At 53.2% G+C, this 20,505-nt stretch carries 15 protein-coding genes and 1 pseudogene; 8 read left to right on the plus strand and 8 right to left on the minus strand.

Translation table 11 applies throughout. The annotated features are described in order from the left end of the window. Positions 1-3: 3 nt before the first annotated feature. From M0R89_RS19080 to M0R89_RS19090, 3 genes are read right to left on the minus strand one after another with little or no spacing between them, the layout of a single operon-like run. Positions 4-1,173, minus strand: coding sequence for a glycosyltransferase (locus tag M0R89_RS19080; RefSeq protein ID WP_248652670.1), 1,170 nt, complete (start codon positions 1,171-1,173; stop codon positions 4-6). Continuing rightward, on the minus strand, positions 1,166-2,299 hold the full coding sequence (locus M0R89_RS19085) for a glycosyltransferase family 4 protein (RefSeq protein WP_248652671.1): 1,134 nt from the start codon (positions 2,297-2,299) through the stop codon (positions 1,166-1,168). Before M0R89_RS19085 ends, M0R89_RS19080 begins: the two co-directional genes overlap by 8 nt. Beyond that, entirely contained in the window at positions 2,296-3,603 is a 1,308-nt protein-coding gene (locus tag M0R89_RS19090) for a glycosyltransferase family 2 protein (protein WP_248652672.1), read from the minus strand. The genes M0R89_RS19085 and M0R89_RS19090 overlap by 4 nt, the downstream gene beginning before the upstream one ends. 519 nt (positions 3,604-4,122) lie before the next feature. Between M0R89_RS19090 and M0R89_RS19095 the strand changes: the two genes are divergently transcribed. Further along, on the plus strand, positions 4,123-5,118 hold the full coding sequence (locus tag M0R89_RS19095) for a hypothetical protein (RefSeq protein WP_248652673.1): 996 nt from the start codon (positions 4,123-4,125) through the stop codon (positions 5,116-5,118). A gap of 264 nt (positions 5,119-5,382) precedes the next feature. Next, the gene (locus M0R89_RS19100) at positions 5,383-6,825 is read left to right on the plus strand and encodes a lipopolysaccharide biosynthesis protein (protein WP_248652674.1); all 1,443 of its coding nucleotides are present in this window, start codon (positions 5,383-5,385) and stop codon (positions 6,823-6,825) included. Positions 6,826-6,866: 41 nt separating this feature from the next. Here M0R89_RS19100 and M0R89_RS19105 read toward each other — a convergent pair whose 3' ends face one another. Beyond that, complete coding sequence (locus tag M0R89_RS19105; protein WP_248652675.1) at positions 6,867-8,057, minus strand: sulfatase-like hydrolase/transferase; 1,191 nt, start codon at positions 8,055-8,057, stop codon at positions 6,867-6,869. Positions 8,058-8,483: 426 nt separating this feature from the next. On the opposite strand from M0R89_RS19105, the gene M0R89_RS23480 reads away from it, so the two are divergent. Both M0R89_RS23480 and M0R89_RS19110 read left to right on the plus strand, forming a co-directional pair. Next, a complete protein-coding gene (locus M0R89_RS23480; RefSeq protein ID WP_368408903.1) occupies positions 8,484-9,356 on the plus strand; it encodes a class I SAM-dependent methyltransferase in 873 nt (290 codons plus the stop codon). Further along, positions 9,353-10,276, plus strand: coding sequence for an aminoglycoside phosphotransferase family protein (locus M0R89_RS19110; protein WP_248652676.1), 924 nt, complete (start codon positions 9,353-9,355; stop codon positions 10,274-10,276). Before M0R89_RS23480 ends, M0R89_RS19110 begins: the two co-directional genes overlap by 4 nt. On the opposite strand, the gene M0R89_RS23565 is transcribed toward M0R89_RS19110, so the two are convergent. Both M0R89_RS23565 and M0R89_RS19115 read right to left on the minus strand, forming a co-directional pair. Continuing rightward, positions 10,250-11,401, minus strand: coding sequence for a glucosamine inositolphosphorylceramide transferase family protein (locus M0R89_RS23565; RefSeq protein ID WP_438267693.1), 1,152 nt, complete (start codon positions 11,399-11,401; stop codon positions 10,250-10,252). The genes M0R89_RS19110 and M0R89_RS23565 overlap by 27 nt on opposite strands. Beyond that, on the minus strand, positions 11,398-13,179 hold the full coding sequence (locus tag M0R89_RS19115; RefSeq protein WP_248652677.1) for a putative glycosyltransferase family protein: 1,782 nt from the start codon (positions 13,177-13,179) through the stop codon (positions 11,398-11,400). Before M0R89_RS19115 ends, M0R89_RS23565 begins: the two co-directional genes overlap by 4 nt. A 154-nt stretch (positions 13,180-13,333) precedes the next feature. On the opposite strand from M0R89_RS19115, the gene M0R89_RS23650 reads away from it, so the two are divergent. Together M0R89_RS23650 and M0R89_RS19125 are read left to right on the plus strand one after the other, a co-directional pair. Continuing rightward, complete coding sequence (locus tag M0R89_RS23650) at positions 13,334-13,609, plus strand: DUF8044 family membrane protein (protein ID WP_248652678.1); 276 nt, start codon at positions 13,334-13,336, stop codon at positions 13,607-13,609. A gap of 118 nt (positions 13,610-13,727) precedes the next feature. Further along, entirely contained in the window at positions 13,728-14,741 is a 1,014-nt protein-coding gene (locus tag M0R89_RS19125; RefSeq protein WP_248652679.1) for a DUF1616 domain-containing protein, read from the plus strand. A gap of 865 nt (positions 14,742-15,606) precedes the next feature. Here M0R89_RS19125 and M0R89_RS23570 read toward each other — a convergent pair. Further along, positions 15,607-15,858 carry a hypothetical protein gene (locus tag M0R89_RS23570; RefSeq protein WP_438267694.1) on the minus strand — a complete coding sequence of 84 codons (252 nt, stop codon included), beginning with the start codon at positions 15,856-15,858 and terminating at the stop codon, positions 15,607-15,609. Here M0R89_RS23570 and M0R89_RS19130 point away from each other — a divergent pair. Both M0R89_RS19130 and M0R89_RS19135 read left to right on the plus strand, forming a co-directional pair. Further along, positions 15,809-16,483: pseudogene (locus M0R89_RS19130) on the plus strand (NAD-dependent epimerase/dehydratase family protein). The gene M0R89_RS23570 and the pseudogene M0R89_RS19130 overlap by 50 nt on opposite strands. A 1,106-nt stretch (positions 16,484-17,589) precedes the next feature. Continuing rightward, positions 17,590-17,850 carry a hypothetical protein gene (locus M0R89_RS19135; RefSeq protein WP_248652680.1) on the plus strand — a complete coding sequence of 87 codons (261 nt, stop codon included), beginning with the start codon at positions 17,590-17,592 and terminating at the stop codon, positions 17,848-17,850. A gap of 468 nt (positions 17,851-18,318) precedes the next feature. Here the strand turns inward: M0R89_RS19135 and M0R89_RS19140 are convergent, their stop codons facing one another. Continuing rightward, positions 18,319-20,502, minus strand: coding sequence for a hypothetical protein (locus M0R89_RS19140; RefSeq protein WP_248652681.1), 2,184 nt, complete (start codon positions 20,500-20,502; stop codon positions 18,319-18,321). Positions 20,503-20,505 lie beyond the last annotated feature (3 nt).

The following is a 20,505-nucleotide window of genomic DNA, read 5'->3' on the forward strand; positions in this document are numbered from 1 at the left end:
ATTCTAGCTCTCCACCTCGTTCTCGGTGAGACATCGGTACAGATTCGAGATGGACTGGACCATTCGGTCGGTGGTGTACTTATTCTGAGCGCGCCGTTGTGCGGCCGTTCCGAGCGACGAGGCCAGTTCTGGGTTATCTAGCAGTCGAATTCCGGCCCAAGCGATTTCTGATGGTTCCCCCGGCGAGACGTACACGCCGTGACGGTAGTTCTCTACGAGTTCCCGGTTTCCATCAACCGGAGTCGTGACGATGGGGAGTCCGCTTGCCATCGCTTCTATAAGTGCACCGGGAAGACCTTCGAAGTACGACGGGAAAACGAATACGTCGAACGTTGATAGTATTCTAGGGATGTCGTCACGAACACCCGCAAAGTGAACCGAGTCTTCGCAATTCAGTTCGCTCGCTCGGTGACGGAGCGCCTCACGCTCTGGGCCCTCACCGACTAGGACCAGTGCCGCCGCGGGATAGCGGTCGAGTATCGTGGGCATAGCGGCTACGAGGTCGTGATGGCCCTTCCGTTCGATAAGCCGACCGACCGTGCCGAATACCGGGGCGTCAGGGGCGATACCGAACTCCTCTCGGAAAAAGCCCTGGTCGGCCTCGCGGAACACGTCTATCTCGCGGCCGTTCTGAATCACCGTCACGTCCCCCGGGTTCGCACCGCGAGCGCGGGCAAGGCGGGCCCCAGCCTCCGAGTTCGAGATGATGGCATCAGAAAGACGAATAGTCGTCCGCTCGACAGTCTCGACAGACCATCGAGTTTCGTTCGGGACTGACCGAACTCCGGTAATTACGACGGTTTCCGGTGAGACCAGTCCGGCGAATCTGGCCATTACGTTGTCGTAGAAGAGAAAAGACTGTACGAGATCTGGCTCCTCTCGCCGGACCGCTCGAAAAAATCGGACCGGCGCACGGACGTAGTCGAGCGAGTTTGAGGCCCCGGTAACGTAGTGGTTTCCCTCGTCGGGTGTGATGCCTTCGACGCCGAGCGTTCGCAGGGTCACTTCGTCGACAAGGTTGGCCGCTAGGGGGTTCTGGTCGAAAATCGTCCAGATAGTAACGTCGAATGTCTCGTGGTCAAGGTCGTTTGCGAGACGAACAAGCGTCTTCTCGGCACCCCCAACCGAGAGTGCGGTGATGAGGTACCAGAGCGTGTGTCTCGGCTTACTCATGAACCTCCTCCAGCACATTATAGTACTCTTCAGTTGTCCTCGCAACGGTCTGCTCCCACGAGTATTTGGCCCGAACGAGTTCACGGCCGCGGGTAGCCATCGAACGCCGCGTTTTGTCGTCGGCCAACAGCCGAACTATCTCATTAGCGAGTGTCTCAATATTGTCCGGGGATACTGTCCTGCCGACACCGTCGAGTGCCGCTTTGAGTTGCGGCAGGTCAGAAGTAATCGGCGGCGTCTCACACGCCATCGCCTCCAGCACGGTCCTAGGGAATCCTTCGGTCTCGCTCGGAAGTACGAAAACAGCGCTCTCGTCGTACATCTCGGGGAGTTGCCGATTCTTCACACGCCCGGCGAACTTGACTGTCTCCGAGATTCCGAGGTCCACTATTTGTTCTTTTAATTCGGGTGCGAACGGACCATCTCCGACGATTTTGAGACGAGCCTCGGGATACTCTCGGTGTACTCGGGCGAACGCATCTACTAATTTATCCACACCTTTGGTCCGGTTCAAGCGGCCCACGTACAGAACTTGCGGTCGTTCCTCGACGTTGGAGTCCGGCTGGAAGTGTGAGCAGTCCACGCCATTCGGAATGACGCTAATTGAACTGCTGATGCCCCGCCCATTTAGTCGGTCGCGGTCGGTTTCGCTGTAGCAAAGGACGCGCTCCGCGGAGTTGAACGTAAACCGGGCAACGGTCGACAGGAACAACTCCTGAATCCAGTGGGGTGCCGACTGGGAGTAGAGTCCGTGGTTCGTCACCATCAGCGGTGTGTCTATTTCACGTGTCAGTGCTGCAGTGAGGTTTGTGCTGAAGTAGAGATGCGAATGAGCGTGAATAATGTCGTAGTCGTCTGCAACCCGGCGGAGCGACTTGAAGAGGCCCGGCGTTATCGTATTTCCGAATGGGCGACAAACCTCCTTGAAGCGACGAAGGTCGTATCCGTCGCGGTGGTCATGGCGTGGTGCGTCGTCGTCACCGTAGTCGGATGTGAACAGGGTTACGTCGTGGCCCATCTCTGCCTGTCGCTTCGAAAGAAGGTGGACGTGGATGGCTCCACCGCCCACACGTTCAGGGTACACGTCACCTGCGACGCGGAGGATTCGGAGAGTATTTCGATTCATGACTGCGTGTGAATGGCATGGAGTATGATGCTAGTGATGGAGCTGAGGATGCCCAAAAGGAGGCACAGCGTCGAAATAATCGAGACTCCTAGCGGAAATCTCCCGGATTTGATAAAGTTGATGACCGTCAGATAGCCAAATCCGAGACCGAACAACGTCAGTATTAGGCCCGGCACTCCGAAAAGTAGGATTGGGTGTTCCTGTTCTACGGTCCGGAGGATGTTGCTCACGAGGATTAATCCGTGAGAAACCGGATTCTGACTACTTGTATTATCGACACTGTATCGTATCGTTGTCCCGATTTCTTGGATGTCGTACCCTAAATTGTTGGCGTGGTAAAGGATGTCTGTACTTGCGTTCATACCGTCCCCGATGTCGGTGGATTCTGCCAGTGTTTGGAGAACTGAAGAGTTGTAAGCGCGGAATCCACTTTGGGTGTCTCGAATCCAAGCCTTTTGATTGAATCCGAGACTGAGGTTCGTGAGAAAATTCACAATCCATAGTCCGAATATCCGATAGCGAGGAATACCCCTCGCATTTCCGGTCTGATACCGACTTCCGATAACGATATCGGCCTTGTCGTTCTCAATTACTTCAAGCATTTTTGAAATATCTTTAGCGTCGTGTTGCCCGTCCCCATCAAGGGTAATGAGCACCTTCGGGTCAAACCGGCGGGCGACGCGGAAAGCCGTCTGAATCGCCGCACCATAACCTCGGTTCTCGTCATGCGAAATTGTATTGGCGCCTGCCTTTTCGGCCATTTGTACGGTATTGTCGTCGCTTCCATCGTCAATCACGATGACGTTGTCCGTGTATTGGTTAGCCTGATGTACCACCTCTCGGATGGACTCCTCTTCATTGTATGCAGGAATAGCCACAAGACAGTGACACGAGTATGGCTGTATTGCCGTAGGCAGCGAAATTGATTCTGATCCGTATCTTTCATTCAGTTTAAAATTCTCCTCGGTCTGTTCGTAATCTATATATTCAGTTATACATTTATGGAATATAATACCCGGATGGCCCTGTTCGCGAGCGACCTTCGCAAGGATTTCCCGCGTACTATGGTCAGTAGCATCATGAGTGGATGGTGACACAAGTTCAACATTTCCTAGTGAGCGGAAACCTTCTAAAGATAGAGTATCCTTCTGGCCGGTCCAAATGAACACTTTAACTCCACGGTCATATGCTCGGAGTACGACCCGGGCCAATGCGTCCACGTTTTTCGTAATTGGGATACCGATAGCCAGTCGTCGCCGATATTTCGCTTGAGATTCCCATTTACTGTTCTCAGTAGTGGTCATTTCATCCCCACCTCCATATTGCTATGGCTTTCTCAACAATACAAAATATATATCCGTACGTTTGTTTAGCCCCACAAACGGTACTTATCCTCAGGAAACGTGGGATTTCCTGAGTCGAAATCCAATGTCGGAAGAGGGCGATTTCTCTCCAAGTGTAAATATAATAATTTTTCTATAATAAATTAATAGTGGAGAAGGAAATGTGAAGTTTCGCGTGATCGATCACGTTGGTAGTCGTACTTCAGCTTACTCGGTCAATAAGCGCCCGTTATCCACTTTCCCCAATGTAGTCTTTTGAGTTTGAAACTATTGACAAGGGAAGTACCTCCGGCTGTTCAAACGTGCGTGCTTATCGTAAAGCGGGTGACCGATGCGGAAAGATACTTAGCGGATTAGATATCCTTATAAGAAAGGTTAGAAACATTGAAGTGGAGTGATGGAGAATCCTGGATTGGCTGTAGAATATATGGAGATCAAAATCCATCCCTATGACCCAATAATAGATACGGAGTAAGAACAATGACGAATAACCACAACTACAACACCCCCTCCAAGGGGACTACCAACTGGCACACCCCACTGAACGAGAACTTCGAGCGTATCGACACCGACATCGAAATTCGGGATGCGGAGTCAAACCTCGATAGCTACAAACCCAAACAGGGCGCCAAGTTTCTGGCCACCGACACAGAGAACGAGTTCATCGGCGACGGAACCTCGTGGTATCAACTGGGTTCGTCCGGGCAGAATCCAACGTTTCAGAGCGTGAGCGCGGCAAACGCTGAAATCGGTTCGGCCGCTGGAGAGACTGGCTGGGAGAGCCGACCCTTCATCACCAACGGTCCGAAGAGTATCAATGTCCCCGACGACTACGAAACGATTCAAGGAGCACTCAACAGTGTCCCGCTATTTCTACGGCATAAATACAATATCAATATCAACGCCAACAAGGGGCCGTACGATGAGAACATACAGGTTCCGTCCGTATTCTCCATTGACCACGTCGGAGACCGAGGACTGCAGGCTGGATTGATGATTAACGGGATTAATGGCAAGCCAGAGGTTAACAGTATCTTCGTCACGAATATTGTCGGTTCTGCAGTCGCATTGTCGAACCTCCGACCGACGAGCACGACCGGCGTCGTCGACCCGACTAACACTGCCGCAGTACAAGTCCACTCCACGAGCGGTGTTGTGTACATGAGCGAGATTGACTTCACTGCCTTCTCAGACCTCTATCAGGCGATACTTCTCTACAAGTCCGCACAGATGGAACTTGTAGATTGTGACTTCGGCTCTGGTAACGTGGCGAACGGAGTCCGTCTGAAGCAAGGCCACACCAGCCTTTATGTCCGTGGTGGTAACACTGGTGATTTAAGAGGTCACAAGTACAAGGTTAACGGTGGCAGAGTCTTCGAGAACAAAGCGCAGACTTCGTCGTGGTCGGCGTCTGAAGGCGTTGCCGACATCGAAAGTGGATTAGTCATAGACGACCAAGGTGAGATCTACACATAAGCTTATTTGTGATTTACGGGTAATAGACGAAACGAAATACTCGTTTCTTTTTATGGATATTTAACCGTGATTAAAGCGGGAGTATTATTGTGAGGCGTAGAGTATGAGTGACGGGCGCACGGATATTAGATGGTCGCGGATTCGTTTCCCACATCACCCGAAAGCCGGCACCAGTAGCTCTCAGCCAATGTTCAGTAGCGATGGCTTCAACATCCCTAATCGCTAATTCATATCCTGCACAAAACTTGGTCACTACTCAAAACGATGGCTGACGTAGACTCCCTCTCTATCGGTCGGCAGGCCTTCGGCGCTACGATAGCGAAGGCGACACTCCATATCGGAAGCCTCATCGGGAGTATCATTTTCGCACGTATCCTCGGAGCGAAAACCTTCGGCGGTATGGCACTGCTGTTCGTTCTCCTTCAGTTTGCGAATCAGCCGATGAAAGGTGGTGCAGTGGCTGGGAAGAAGCGCCTCTCCGAGGAAACAGAACGAACTGGCGAATTGATAGCGATACAACTCCTTTTCAACCTGATTTGGATTCTCGGTCTTAGTGTCGTTCTTTTCGCCTTTGAGGACGTAATCAAACAATACACCGGTCTCCAACACACCGTCGCGTTCATCCTGCTCTTGTTGATAACGGAGGCGAACTTTGAGACGCTACTCCCTCTGATTCAAGCACGAGGGGGAATAAATGTGTCTCACTGGCTCGAAACCCTGCGGTCGTACATCCGTCTGCCCATCCAGATTGGTTTAATCGTGATGGGGTTTGGGGTAGCGGGAATAGTGTACGGTATTGTTATCGCGTCCGCCTTGATGATTCCTATCGGCCTGTACATTCTCTACAGGTTACCGAAAGCGCCGACCACCGACCTTATTAAGCGGTATTGGAAGTACGCTCGTTACAGCATCCCCCAGCGGTGGATTGGCTCGCTGGCGGGGCGAACCGACATCTTCCTCCTCGGAGTTCTATTGACGCCAACTGTGGTTGGGTACTACGAGGTGGCTTGGAAGATTACCCTTCCCGGAATGTACCTTGCTCGGACCATCGGCGAAGGACTTATGACCAAGATTTCTGCGCGCTCGGCCAAAGGCCTGAACATCTCGGAGGATATCACGAATTCGGTATCGTACGTTGGCATCCTATCAATTCCGATTCTGTTCGGCGTGCTGGCGCTGGATACCGAACTCGTAATTACGGTTTTCGGTCCAGAGTATATCGGAGCGACACCACTCCTCGTCGGCCTCGCCGCCCATCGCGTCCTACGGTCCTTGACCAGTCCGCTGATTCAAATCATACAAGGACTGGACCGTCCAGACCAAACGATGAAAATAATAGTTGCCGTTCTCATCGTGAACACTATTACCGGGATTTGGCTCATTTCGTGGCTTGGAGCCATTGGAGCCGTTCTGTCCACGATTGTGGCCGAACTCGTCCGGTACGCATGGTCGGTCCGGTTTCTGCAGCAAAAAGTAAGTCAGTTCCGGATCGTCTCAAGACCGTTTGCTGAACAGACGGTTGCCGCAGTGCTGATGTACATCATGATTTCTGTCCTGAAGTGGGTTCTTAAGCCGGAGTCATGGGAAGTAGTGGGAGGACTCGTCGCGATCGGGGTAATTACTTACACTGTTGTATTAGTCTTGTTCGGTCGAAACCATCGAGTCATCGTTCAGAATCTCCTCAAAAATTACAGAATCTCCTGGTGAGCCGATTTCATATATTTCTACACCTTGACCACGGTGGCAATTTACATATAGCCCATGTCACGGAGTCGAGAGACTGTTCCCTCATCCAACTTCCTTGTGTCGAAATCGGTGTCCTCCGCGAGAATCCGATCGATTTTCGAGCGCGCTGTTTCAGCAGAAAAGTTCGGCGAGTCGTAGATTCGATGTCCAGGCATAAATCGGGAGAGTAAATCCAACCTATCATCGTGGCGGAGTATTTGACGCCCCTCGGGTGTCATTGACAGCAGTCCCAAAAACAGGACTCCTACTCTAGGGTGTGAACCTTCAACGAAAACATGTCCGCCGTCCTTATCCCAAAGACTCAGACTTTTACGGCCTGTGAAGAATCCGGCGGCCCGTTTGACTACATCAGGGAGATAGCGGTACGTAACGTGTTCAAAATAATTAAACCCCATTGTCCGTCCTTTGCCAAACGGAGTGCCGTGAGTTCGGCCGATATCGAACTCGTCGTCAGTTACAGTCTGAATGCTTGGAAGAACGTCTACGTGGTGGAGAAGTTCAGTTCCCCGCGAAACGGGAAGGTCGGGATGTATGAACGTCGTCGGAACGTATACTACTTCAGGGGTGGCCAGATGTGTATGTCCGAAGTATCCGTATTCTCCGAGTAACTCTCCGTGGTCGCTTGTGAATATTATCAACGTGTCGTCCAGCAGGTTTCGTTCTTCAAGGATGTCGATGTTCCGTTGGAATTCAGCAAGTGACTGCTGGACGGCGTTCTGATAATCCTCGCGTCCCTTTTTAGGATCGTCTGTAATGTTATAGAGGTACTCCTGAGCAGTTTCGGTCTTGTACTCGTATACGTTCATATCGAACCCATCGTAGGGGGCGTGACCACCCGGTCTTCGAACAACGTGAATAAAGGGAGGTTCTACCTCGTTGATGGTCGAACGTGGAACGCCTCCAAAAATGGATCCAATAGTGTCGTTCATGCCACCAACAGCTGCGAGAGAGACATGGAAGTTTCGGGCGTCGAATATTGACTCTATCCCATGAGGTGAAGAGTGATTGAAACTGATAATGCCGTTCGACGGCGGATACAATCCTGTAAGGAGACTTCCAAACGATGTCGGTGTGTGCGTCGAAGCTGAAATAGTTTTGTACGTTGGGCCGAGCGTAGCGAGTTCCTCACTCACAGCGTCGTATCGCACTGCATCAGCCACATATATCAGTACATTTCGCACACGGATATCCATACCTACCACATCTATCTACTTTTGCATCAATATTTGGGCTAAGATGGCTTGTAGAAGGCAACGAAGACTGGTCATGGAGGAATCATACACCCGTTATTTCATATATTTTATAATATTGAAATTATCCCCGGTAAAGTGTAAATATAGAGTAACTATAAGTGTGACTGTGAAGTCTTTCGGATATGTTAGCCGGAAGTTGGTACTCCGACGGCGACTCGGTGTACGAGAAGGAATCCCAACAATGCCCGTGAATTACAGAAGATGAGTGAAGAAAAAGTAGGTCCATTGCTCTGTCAGTCGTGTTCGACGGCTTTGACTCATACAGACGCAGAATGGGTTTGTAAGACCTGTGCCGACACGGTTCCTATCGACCATGATGGAGTCGTCCGATATTCCGCTGTTGAGACGGGCAATATAAACGCGGTAATGCCTGAACTCCGTCAACTTTCCCAAGATCAGTTTTTCGATCAATTCGCTCGACTCTGCGAGGAAAACGACGAGGCAAAATACGAATGGCTCGACCCCGTTCAAGCGGATTGGACTCTCCTCGGGGAATTCGACGAAGCGACTGTACTCGAAATCGGTAGAGGATACGGTGGAATATCACAACACTCGCTCTCCAAAGCAGCCAAGTTTTATCTCGTTGATTCGTCATTCGGGCGACTTAAGGCAGCCGCTATTGCGGCTAATACGTTGGAGTTAGACTCACTCACGTCGGTAGCAGCTACGCCACTTTGGCCGCCGTTCAAGAACAGGAGTTTTGACCGCATAATCGATAACGGATTCCTTCATTGTATTAGCGACCGGACCCAAGAAGTACCAGGACATAGCCAACGGGCGTACCTCAAACGAATTAACAGTCTCCTCAGGACACATGGGGAGCTCTACATCCGAGCAAGAAACTGGTTCAGCCCGTATACTCTCCTCGATAACACATCGAATCTCAGTGAAAGAGCGTTGGAGATAGCGCGAACGATTCTTCGGAGACTGACAAGCGGAAAAAGGCTTAGAACTCGTCGATACACGAAGCGCGGTTACGAACGGTTGTTACACCGGGCGGGATTTTGCGAAGTCGAAGTTGCGTTCGGTGTCCCTGACCACCGCAGCCCTGTTTCAATCTTTTCCGGAATCGACACCCTTACTGCCCATCTCCGAGAGCAGCTGACGTTAGTGCTGCGCAATCGATGGAATTCACTCCCGACAAGTATTATCGAGAACATTGTGGATCTAGCGATGTCGGACAGACTGTCTGAACTGATCACCCCGGCGTTGTTCCTGAGAGCGAAAAAGAGAACATGATTGGGAGTATCGTCGAGTACATCGCCGAAAATCACTCAATCGACCGAGACAAGGTTTCGTACTCCGTATACAGCGGTAGCGGTACATATAGGTATCTAACAATTCGGATCTATTGCGATGGCGAACCAATGGTTGTCTGCCGCGTTCCGCGATGGAGTACGTCGGCCATCGAAACCCAGTACGAGACGTTACAGACCGTCAACAATATAGTGGAGGGGAGCGGACCACTCGAAACGAGTATCGAGAAACCACTGGCGCTAAAAACTATCGACGGTGTTCCAGTCATCTTCAAGGAATTTGTCTCCGGGACAGTAGCAAAGGGAATCGTCAGAAAGAACGTCTCTGAAGCAGTCGGCTTCCTCCGCAAAGCAGTCAATTGGCTTATAGATTTTCTTCTCGGGACTCAACCATACTGGGTATATGAGGCAGAAGTAAAACGGGAACGGCTCAACGAGTTGGGCGTTCCCCCTGAGACGGATCGAACCGAGACCTTCATCAATTCCCACCTACTCTTTTTAGCCCCATGTCACGGCGACTTCGTTCCGTCGAACATCCTCATCTCCGACACGGACGATATTAACGGTGTAATAGATTGGGAGCTGTTTTCAGTTCGAGGTGTGCCCATGTTCGACTTCATGCATCTCGTCGTAGCGACAGGAACCCATCAGTTCGGCGCAACGTCGGAGATGATTCAAAAGACGTTCTTCGAACATAATAGGTTCTCAGCTACCGTACGGGCTTGTGCAACCGATTACTGTAGCGCACTCGGTTTTGCAGTGAAGGACTTCAGACGTACACTTCCAATTTATTCGGATATTCGTCTCTCCCGTGGTCACAATCTGGACAACCTAGATTTCCTTCGGAAGCTCCGGGAACAGTTAGTCAATTTCAACTCAGATATCGTGCCTCTCTGTGATTAATGAGGGATCATATGAATTCGGAGATGTAGGTACGCGCTGATCGTAAATCCCAATACTCCAGTGGTTATCTCCGACGACAGAACGACCGAACCCGACGTTTCCATCAACTACACACCGCCAGCCGTCTTCAAGCGGCCAGGTATCAATGTGGTGCATCTTCCCTGAATTCCAGCCGACTGGACAGGGGTCTGCCTCAAGAACAGGAGAATATTGCAGTTCCACATCTTGGTACGACTGGCGAGTCAGCGTGTTTATCCGATACGCACGGACATTGCGGCCATATCTCCCGTTACAATCTTGAAGGTAGACAACTATCCCATCATCCTGGATGTGGGGTCGGCCCGCGGGACGTGATGCTTCGGGCCGACCGCTGGCGACTGGGTTCTCGGGGTGCTGATCCCAACTATTAGTAACCAAATTAGGGGAGTGATAACAATAGAGGTCTTGACCATTACCGGTAAGCGCCCACCACCTGTCCCGCCATTGGAAGACGATACAGTCGTGAATCGGCGTAGTCGGTCGTACCAAAGTGGCACACTTGCTCCACCCGTCAGGAAGGTTCCGCGTACGATAAAGAGAAATAGGAGCGGGAACCTCGCTTTTCGACCAAGCGTCCGGAAGCATATAGTACCAGTTATCATGACGAAACACAAATGGAAACGAAAGATGGTCGTCAGTCTTCAAGACTACCCCGTTGTAGGACCACGTAACCCCAGCGTCGTGACTCAGCGCGTGACCGATGACTGCGGAAGGAACAGCTTCGTGATTATGAACCTCAAAGAACATGTGCCATCTATCGTCTGTGACGAGCAGAAACGGATCGGCCACTGAGTCTACCCGGCCATAGTCAGTGACCGCATCAGCAGTCAGTACCGGATTTTCAACGACAGGAGACGGCGTGGGGAAGATGGGGCCCAGTGTGCGCTTGAACCGGGACTCGAAGTATTTCGATCTATGCTGTTCAAACTGCGGTCGGTTATGGTCTTGACACAGAAGACGTTGAATCCACTCGGTTCGGTGGATTTGTTCGCCGACCTGCCAGACCATCTGTCTGATTGTACTGCGGTGAGGCTCAAATATGGAATTAACGCCTCGTTTCCAATTCAGCAAGCCGTCTCCAATCATGATTTGGTCTTATTAGTCACGTACCAAGCTTCGAAACCACCATTTTCGTATATTTTCATAACTGTCGGCTCAGTCGAGAGACGCCGAATGTGAGTTTTGTTATGATGGAAGAATGCTCTTTGCTGTCGCTCCGTAAAGTATTTTGCTTTATGGAACTTGCGGTCAAACTGTTTGGTCACAAGATATCCGGGACCAAGTGAACGCGCTGTGGACTCATTGGGTTTCCTACCGTATCCAAGATGGCGGGGAAGACTGTACCGTTTGTCCTTAACGCTGAACGATTTTCGATTTGCATTGGGGTGGTCCGTTCCGAAGACGAATTCCTCCATCTTATACGAGATGGAGAACGAACGAATTGGGACTGTCTCATTGTGGTGACGCAACACGAATTCGGCCCCTTGGTACTCCTTATGAGTGAGATGCTTGTTCGGCCCGTAGACTGTCCCAGCACCGAGGAGAGTAGCTATAATGATGATGGATACGATAGCCGGAACGAGTTGCGCGTTCGTGTCGGTGCAACGGTAAAGGAGTAATGCGACGAGAACGACTGCGAGAACTATCATGTATCGTGAGACCCGTATTGGGGAGAACGCAATGAGATAAACGTTCAGGAATACACCAGCGAGGCCGAAACCCACGAAGAATTGCAAGGAGAGATATGTATATAGGTATGACTGCTTAGCGGTCACAACCCGGTAAATTAGGTAGAGTGCGAACGCTCCTCCAATAGAGAGATAGACGAATACGGCTCCGTAAATTTGGACGAATCGAATCACGAGTTGGGGCACTGTTAATGAGGCCTCAACGGCTTGTGAAAATTCGGCCTCTCCAGGCGAAACGTGTCCCTTTAAGAGGCCATAGGCGACGGATCGTACGGCCCACTCGAACGTAGTAAATGTCATGTACCACGATAGTAATGATAGGAGTCCAACAATTCCAAGATTGAGCGAAATTTTAGAGACTGGGCGAGCGGTCCACCACTCGAAGAGAAAACCGAATACCGATGATGTGACGAAAAGGATGACGAGGAACAACGCGGTCACGGGGTGGAAAAAGACAGTCGCAACCAGAAAAACAATCAATACGGCCAGATACCGTCCAGACTTCGTGCGCCGGTACAATTCCAGCACGACCACAACCATTGGGAACCAGAAGAACGACAGAACTGACGGACTGAGAGAAATATGATATGTTCCAAACAGAAGCGGAGTCCCCGCACAGAGCCCGGCGGTCAACGCTCGTCTATCACCGAAGAAACGCCGGGCGGCGATCCCGATCGAACAGATGTACAGTACCGTGAATACCCATCCAACGAACACAGCAGCGATTCGCATCGAAAGTCCGAGTTGGACCAGTTCAGCCACCAGTACGTGTTCGAAAGGATACCACAGCGTGTCAGGTACTGACCCCGTCTGGAGAATGGCCTTGATATCTCCAAAGTGAGCGAGTATATCCGAAGTTCCGCGACCGTAGAGTCGGTAACCCCGAAAGAACGGTAGGGAAAACAGAATGGCGTAAGCGCTCATTGCGAAAACGAGTCCCCACCTCCATCCCGCCGAATGGGTCATTGTAGAGACCGCGTAGATACTCACTGCCACCGTGACGAGTAGTCCGAAGCAGAGCCAAAAGGCGAATGGATACGCCGTGTAGACCGAGGTCTCGAATTCTGTCGCCCCTTGCACGGTAGCGAGGAAATATCCCTCGGATGCGATGCATAGCAATCCTATGATGGCTAGGACCTTAACGAGTATCGATAGGTCAAAGTCGTCGAATAGCATCTCTACGTATTCCTGGTAGTGTTTTCCGTCTCCCCATCCGATGCCAGAATACGTACGGCGCCGACTTTCTTAGTATTACCGGGGCGTTCGTCGTGTATTGAGGAGTCCCGGAATCACCGATATCTTCTCCTGTAAGCAGGTAGAAAAGGAAACGATGAGGCTTCCACGGAGCCAGCAGTTTGTTTACGGCCAGATCGTTGCGATGCTCGTCATAGTCGTCAGCCTTTCACTTTTGCGGTTGCTCTCGCTCGAACTTTTTTTTATCACTTCGTTCATCAGTCTATTACTCCTCGTCGAACTCACGTCGCCCTTTAACGTCGCGCCGTGGTGGCGCAGGAGACTAAAATGGTTCGTCATCCTTGGGGTCCTAGGGTCCATCTACGTCATCGGAAAACGGATATTGGAAATTCTGCCACCTGAGTTTCTATAAAAGCTTCGAGACACGCCCTCAGGAATCTCTTCGAAATACAGTTTTATTATTCCAATCGTCTGCAACCACCAGACAATTGGCCTATCGTTATGTAATGCTAGACTGTTAATAGGTAATAGTGAACACCAAGCTCCTACGTTCGAGGATCCTTCTTGCCGTCCGTCGATTTCCCACCGACCTTGCTATCGTATTGGGAGTCGTCGGCGTAGCATCTCTGTCGCTTCTCATTCCAGTCCTCCGAAAGTCTCCACTCGGACTCCTATTCGGTCTCCCGCTCGTCCTCTTTCTGCCAGGATACGCCACAATCTCCGCCCTCTTCCCCGAAAAAGGAGAACCGAACATCGAAGTCGGCATCGTCGTGGAATCACTTCCCGGGAGCGACAGAATAGACGAGTTCGAACGCCTCATCTTCTCCGTTTGGCTTAGCGTCGTTATCGTCCCCATGACTGGGTTGGTACTTGACCAAGCGAGAGGCGGATTCAGGGTCGAGACGGTCGTGTTGGCGGTCGGGGTCTACACCGGGGTAATGACCGTACTCGCAGCCGTCCGGCGTCGGAACGTACCATCCAACGAGTGCTTCCGTGTACCGTTCGCGCAGTGGCGGCGTTCGATCCAGGTCTACTTCTGGGACCCCGGTAATCGGACCGAGAAAGTCATAAACGTTACACTGGCTCTCGCTTTACTCGTTGCAGTTAGTAGTCTCACCTACGCGGTGGCAGTCCCGAAGCAAGACGAAACGTTCACAGAATTCTACCTGTTGAACGAAGATTCAGCCGGGGAACTCCAAGCCGAGAACTATCCGACAACACTCGTTCAGGGAGAAACCACCAAACTGGTTGTCGGAATCACCAATTACGAACACGAGCGGACTGCATACACGGTTGTCGTCAGAATTCAACGTGGTGAAGTGACGGAGAATTCGCTGAACGTGCACGAAGAGACGGAGTTGTACCAATTTCATGTCCTCCTAAACCACAACGAGTCGTGGACACGAACACATGCTATTAAACCTACGATGGTCGGTGATAACCTTCGGGTGCAGTACCTTCTCTTCCGGAACGAGGAACCGTCAGAGCCACGTACAGCGTATAGGAAGTTACACTTCTGGATAAACGTCACTGAATCCGCGTAGCAGAGACGCCATTAATTATAAGGTTATAATGAATTTATTACAATTATAGTTGCTATTTAGGTGTTCTCATAGAGTGAAATATCTTAATAACGGGGGAATTCGACTGCGGCTATTGACCGAAGAGAGACCGAAGGGGATAATCGAGATTGTCGGGAAGTCAATCCCTACACGCTGTTTCGAGGAGTTATCTGTACACGACGCCAACGAGTTCGTGGTAATGGACTAATGCAAGTAGAACATCCAACTACCCTTATAACAACGAATTCGACCCCATCCCAATCACCGACCCGTACCAGTGCGAAAGCAAGAATTGGTGCACGACCTATTCAGTTAAGGATTACAACGAGAAAGTCTTCATGTAGATGCGGGAGGACAGAATCTTCGACGTGAGTCTCGGTGACGTGGTGAAACGCCAGCAGGAAGAGCAGGGCGACGCTGACATCCCACCGATTCGGTCCCATAGGACGAGGCGGGCCGCTACGGGGTCTGTGACACCAAAGACTACGGCGAGACAACCGACAAGATTGAAAAGGCAGACGACCTGACTGGCACCCTCGTAATGACCGGCTTCTATACATTCCCCCGCCATCTTCCATGCCTGTCACATCCTCCGGACCTCCAACCGTGGAGAGTACGAAATCAGCCAGGCCATTGCCTTCCTGGCGCGGAACGGTCGCACCCTCAACGTCATCTGGATGGACGTCTGATGCGTCGACAGGAGGTATCCCAAGGACCGTTAGAAGGCCGAAAGCCTGCTCCGGGGCGAAACCCAGAAGGCAACGCGACCAGAGTGTCCGCAGACGAGGGGTCGTAATGGGATGGTGAAGAATCTGCTCGTCACTGGCAGCACAGAGTTCATCGGTAGTCATCTCGCCGACAGGTCGCCCGCGACGGCCACCGCGTAATCGCACTCGACAACTTCGAACCGTACTACAACCTTATCATTAAGGAGCACAATGGCAAGAAGATCCGGAGGGTAGCCGGGGAGACCCACGGGAACTACGAACTGGCCCAAGTAGACATCTGCGACGAGGCGGCCGTGCGGAAATCCGTCGAAGACGCGGAGGTTGTCTTCCCTCAGTTGGCGAAGGCCGGCGTCCCAACCAGCGTCGAGCACCCCAGAACGTCAACGACATCAAGGGCACGAAACGGTCAACGTGCTGGAGGCGGCCAACAATTCAGAGGCCGTCCGGGTGGTTGGGAGTCCTTCGTCGGTGTACAGCAAACCCGAGTACCTGCCCTACGAAGAGGACCATCCGACAACTCCGGTGAGTCTCTACGGCGCGTTGAAATTGGCACAGGAGCAGTACGTCTGGGTCTACTAGAAGGTATACGGCCTACCGACCACCTCGCTTCGGTACTTGACGGTGTATGTCTCGCGAATGCGGCCGAACATGGCCATCTCGAGCTTCGTCTCGCGATGTCTGAACGGCGAACCACCAGTCGTCTACGGCGACGGCGACCAGACACGGGGCTTAACCTACATCAAAAAGTGGTGCAGGCCAACAGGACCCTGCTGGAAGCGGACGCTACGGACGGCGAGTTATGAATGTCGGGAACACCGACAGCATCGAGATTTGAACATTGGTCCGGGAGATACAGACCGACTTACGCTCAAACTCGAACTCGAATACACTGAGTGCCACAGCGGCGATGCTAAATGGAGTCAATCTTACATTTATCATATTAGCGAACTCCTCGGATGCGAGCCCACGACCACGATTCAGGAAGGTCTCGAGTGATTCACAGAATAATATCTCGCAAACCGCAAATGGTACGGGTCACTGGTGTGGGGCTAGTGGCAAGCATCCCGTCGGACGCTATTCAGAGTGTGACCCGGACGTTTCGACGCCGCCGTACCCGTGCATTCCGAATTCCTGTCTTGGGCGCGACAGTTCTGGTTCGGATTCAGCTCGGGAGGGACCGGATTTCGACGAACGGTGGTTCGTCACGGTGGTCCCTCCGTAGCCGTAGTTACAAGTAGTAGCGCATCTTTCTCGGAGTCTCGTACCGAGTGCGACCGCAGTTATCGCTACGAGAAATGACCGGCGGTTCATGGTTTTAAAGGTCAGTTCGTGGGTGCATTCTCCACAGGAAACTCTAGTGGATTGCTTCTACAAACAGTCACCGGACGTGTGCAGAGGCGGAGAACACTTCAAAATATGTTCCGACGGGGTTACACTGAGATTTTCACCGCACTAATCGCGGTACTACAATAATAATTCTGGTACTGGGAGCGCCGTCGTAAAAGTAAAATGAGGACGCGAAAATTCCAATAGAAGTTTAAACGCTATCCGCGAACTGAGTGTCAAGCCGTGGAGGAAGCGGCGAAGGTCGGTTCGGTCGAGTACTCTATCGCGGGGACGACCGGCCACGTGAGAAATCCGAGGATGTAGTAGTCGGCTGTGAGCATTGAGGCCTATCGGTCACTGAAGAACTGAGAGACGTAGGCGATGGCGAACGCGATCGCCAGTTCACGAGGTTCCGTCGTCCAAGGAGAGTTTAGTGTGCGACAATGACGAAGACGGCCGCGAGCGGCAAGTGAGCCAACGAACGGCCGTTCATAATGACGCCGAAGGTCCACGCCAGCGGTTTGTCGACGAAGTCCGGGAACAACGTACCGGGGACAAGCGCGAGGTCACACGCCCGGTCGGCGAGCGTCGGTGGAACAGGTAGACTAGCAGGTACAGCAGGTGTCCGGCAGCGGGTCTCTCCACGGCCGTATGGACCTTTTTAGACATCGAATTGGATTAGCCCCTTCGGTCGCTCTGGTCGGCACGGCCAGTCAGAGTCCAGACTACGACCATATCAATTCCTTGTAGAAAAGATCCTGTCGGAGCTCGACGATATGGCAACCGACAACGACGAGAGGAGTAGCCATCGCGGCGAATTTAGGTCAAGCGCGGCGAACTCGTCTCAGTCGATAACAAGTAGTGCGGCGTGGGCGTCGGCGAGTGGTTCGTCGGCCGAGGAGGCGTACTCGATTTCAGGAAGCGCTCGCGCATGTTCTCAATTATCCAAATACGAGCAGCCATTCGAGACACTGCTTGCGGTAATCGATTTGTTAGGGTTCGTCGAGAGTTTCTGCAGAAGGTTTGGGGACAACTAAGATCCCCTCTAGAGGGATCTTGCCACGTCAACGTTCTGTATTGCCTGCTACCTCACATGTAACCTAGGTACTTATGCCTCAGTTCTATCCAACCGCCAAACAGCACCGATTTCAGAACACCGAAATGTTTGCCGGCACTATACGTCTAACCGCAAGTTAACAATATATTCTTCCAACCCTTTATAGTAATTTATTGCAATTATTATATAATATTTTATAATTATTACTATAATATAGTAATTTATTTTTCTTTATATATTATTATAAATATTTCATTATAATAATAGAATCGCCTCTATCGCTCATGGCGGAGTTAATTGAGTATCTGTATAAAATCCAGCAGCACCGTCTTTAAAATCTGTCGCAACAAAAGAGAATTAACAGTAATGACTTTTAGCGATTTAGGGTCGTCAATAGTCAGTAGGACTCTCCAAATCGTTGCCGAAAACTCGGGTGACTACAGACCGTTCAACCCCACTCATCTGATCGGATGACATGCGCGACTTCCACCGCCTTGACGACGGTAGTCTCTGAGACTGATTTCGGTGCGAATGCTGCGATCTCATAGGCTTTGGTCAAAAGCTTCAGGTTATCCAAATGCTCCTCGCCAAGACCCGCCTCACGACATTGCTCGTAGAACTCCCAATGTGTCTCGACCGAAGTACTGCCGACCAACTCTTCTAGACGCACCCGAGCGACAGCGTACGCTAACAAAACGGCGTCATCGTTGTCTCCAGCTTCAAGATAGTCTTTAGCCACGTCAAGGAGCGCGTCGGCGGACTGTTCGGTGTCGGCCGGAATCGTCTCCGAGAGGTCGGCCGCGGCCGTCTCGGGCGTCGCGTCGTCGCCGATGCCCCAGTCGTCACCGCCGAGTCGCCACGCGAGGACGACGCCGATGACAGCGAGACCGAGCAGTCCCGCGACGCGGAGCGCCAGCGGGTAGTCGAGCGGACCGCCGTCGGCCGTCTCGAAGGTCACGGTCGCGTTCGCCCGCGACGGTTCGAGGTTTCCGCCGATCGGCGAGTACGACGCGCTGACGTTGGCGTTCGAACTCCCGGCGACCGACGACGGCACGGGCACGACCTGCGCGTAGCCGCCGGTCGCGTTCGTCGTGACCGTTCCCACCGCGGTCCCACCGACTGACAGTTGGAGCGTGCGATTCGGAAGCGGGGTCCCGCCCTCGGTCGCCAACCGGCCCGAGACCAGCAGGCTTCCGTTCATCCGCCTGACCTCGGTCATCGAGAGGGCGGTCACGGTCGGTTCGACGGTCACCGGGACGGTGGCGTTGGCCGCGCGGAACTGCGGGTCCGCGATTCGGACCCGAACTCGTCGCTCGCCGGTCGAGAGGTTCGCCGGCACCGTCGTCGCGAAGTCGAACGACCCGTTCGGCGCCGTAGTCGTCCGCCCGACCGGGAACCCCGCGAGCGTGACCGCGACCGGCACCCCGCCCGTGGAGACGTTCTCGGCGGTGACGGTGCCGTCGACGACCAGCGAGTCGCCGAACCCGACCGTCCGCGTTCGGTTCGTGACCGCTATCTCGGGTCGGACGCGCTCGACGCCGAACCTGACCGTGGCGTTGTCGTGGAGGTACCGCGACGCGTTCGCGGGTCGGAACCTGACCGAGCGGACCCGGTCGCCGACCGACGCCAGCGTCGGTCGGTAGGCGACCGCGAAGTGACCGGTCTCGTTCGTCCGGGTCTCGACGGTCCGGTTCTCGATTCGGAGCGTGACGTTGCGCGAGGCTATCGCGCTGTCGTTCGCGGCGGTCACAAGTCGCCCGCGGAGTCGCACGCGGTCGGTGAACGACCCGTTCTGCGTGACCGCCCGGACCGACAGTCGAGTCCGGACGAGCGTCTGGTTCCGGACGGTCTGCTGGGCGGCCACCACGTCGGCGCGCACGGCCCCGATTTGCCGGGTCACGTTCGCGGTGTCGTCGCCCGACCCGGTCGAGACGTTGGCGTAACTCCGCCGGAGCGCGGCCGCCGACCGGTTGACCTCGGCGAGACGGCGTTCGAGTTCGTGGGCGAGTCGGCGCTCGCGTCGTATCGTGTCGTTCTCGCGGGCGTTCCGGTAACGCTGGAGCGTCGTCCGGTACGCCTGCACGTCGGCGAGGAACGCGCTCTGGATGGCTCCGACGCCGTCGAGGTCCGAGAGGTTCCGGTCGTCGCTCGCCGCATCGCTCTTCAGTTCGGCGTACTTGTCGGCGAACTCCTCGAACTTCGAGTCGTTGCCGACGAGGCGGCGGGCGCGCTCGGAGTTGCGCTCGCTGACGTTGATGCTCCGGACGAGGCGCTCTACCATCCGGTCCTGAAGCCACGCCTCGACGTCGCTGGCGTTGGACCCCTCGCCGACCCGGCCTGGATTCCGGTGGTGGACCGTGGTGTTGTTCCCGCCGGGCGGACGCGTGGTCGTCCCCTGTGCGGCGACGACGGCACCGTCCGCGCGTGATGCCGGTTGGTCCGTCCACGACGAAGCGCCACTCGTCGCTGACGAAGATTCGTCAGCGGTAGGCACGTCTCTAGTCACGGAAGACGAAGGTTCACCTGTCTCTGGCGCGGACGCGCCCGCGGCGACCGCACCGCTCGCGGCGGCGAACAGCAGCGTCACCGCGACGGCGACGCTTCCCAGTCGCTCCCCATCGACCCCCCTCACAGA

Origin of the sequence: Halorussus limi (assembly GCF_023238205.1) — an archaeon.
GTDB lineage: Archaea > Halobacteriota > Halobacteria > Halobacteriales > Haladaptataceae > Halorussus > Halorussus limi.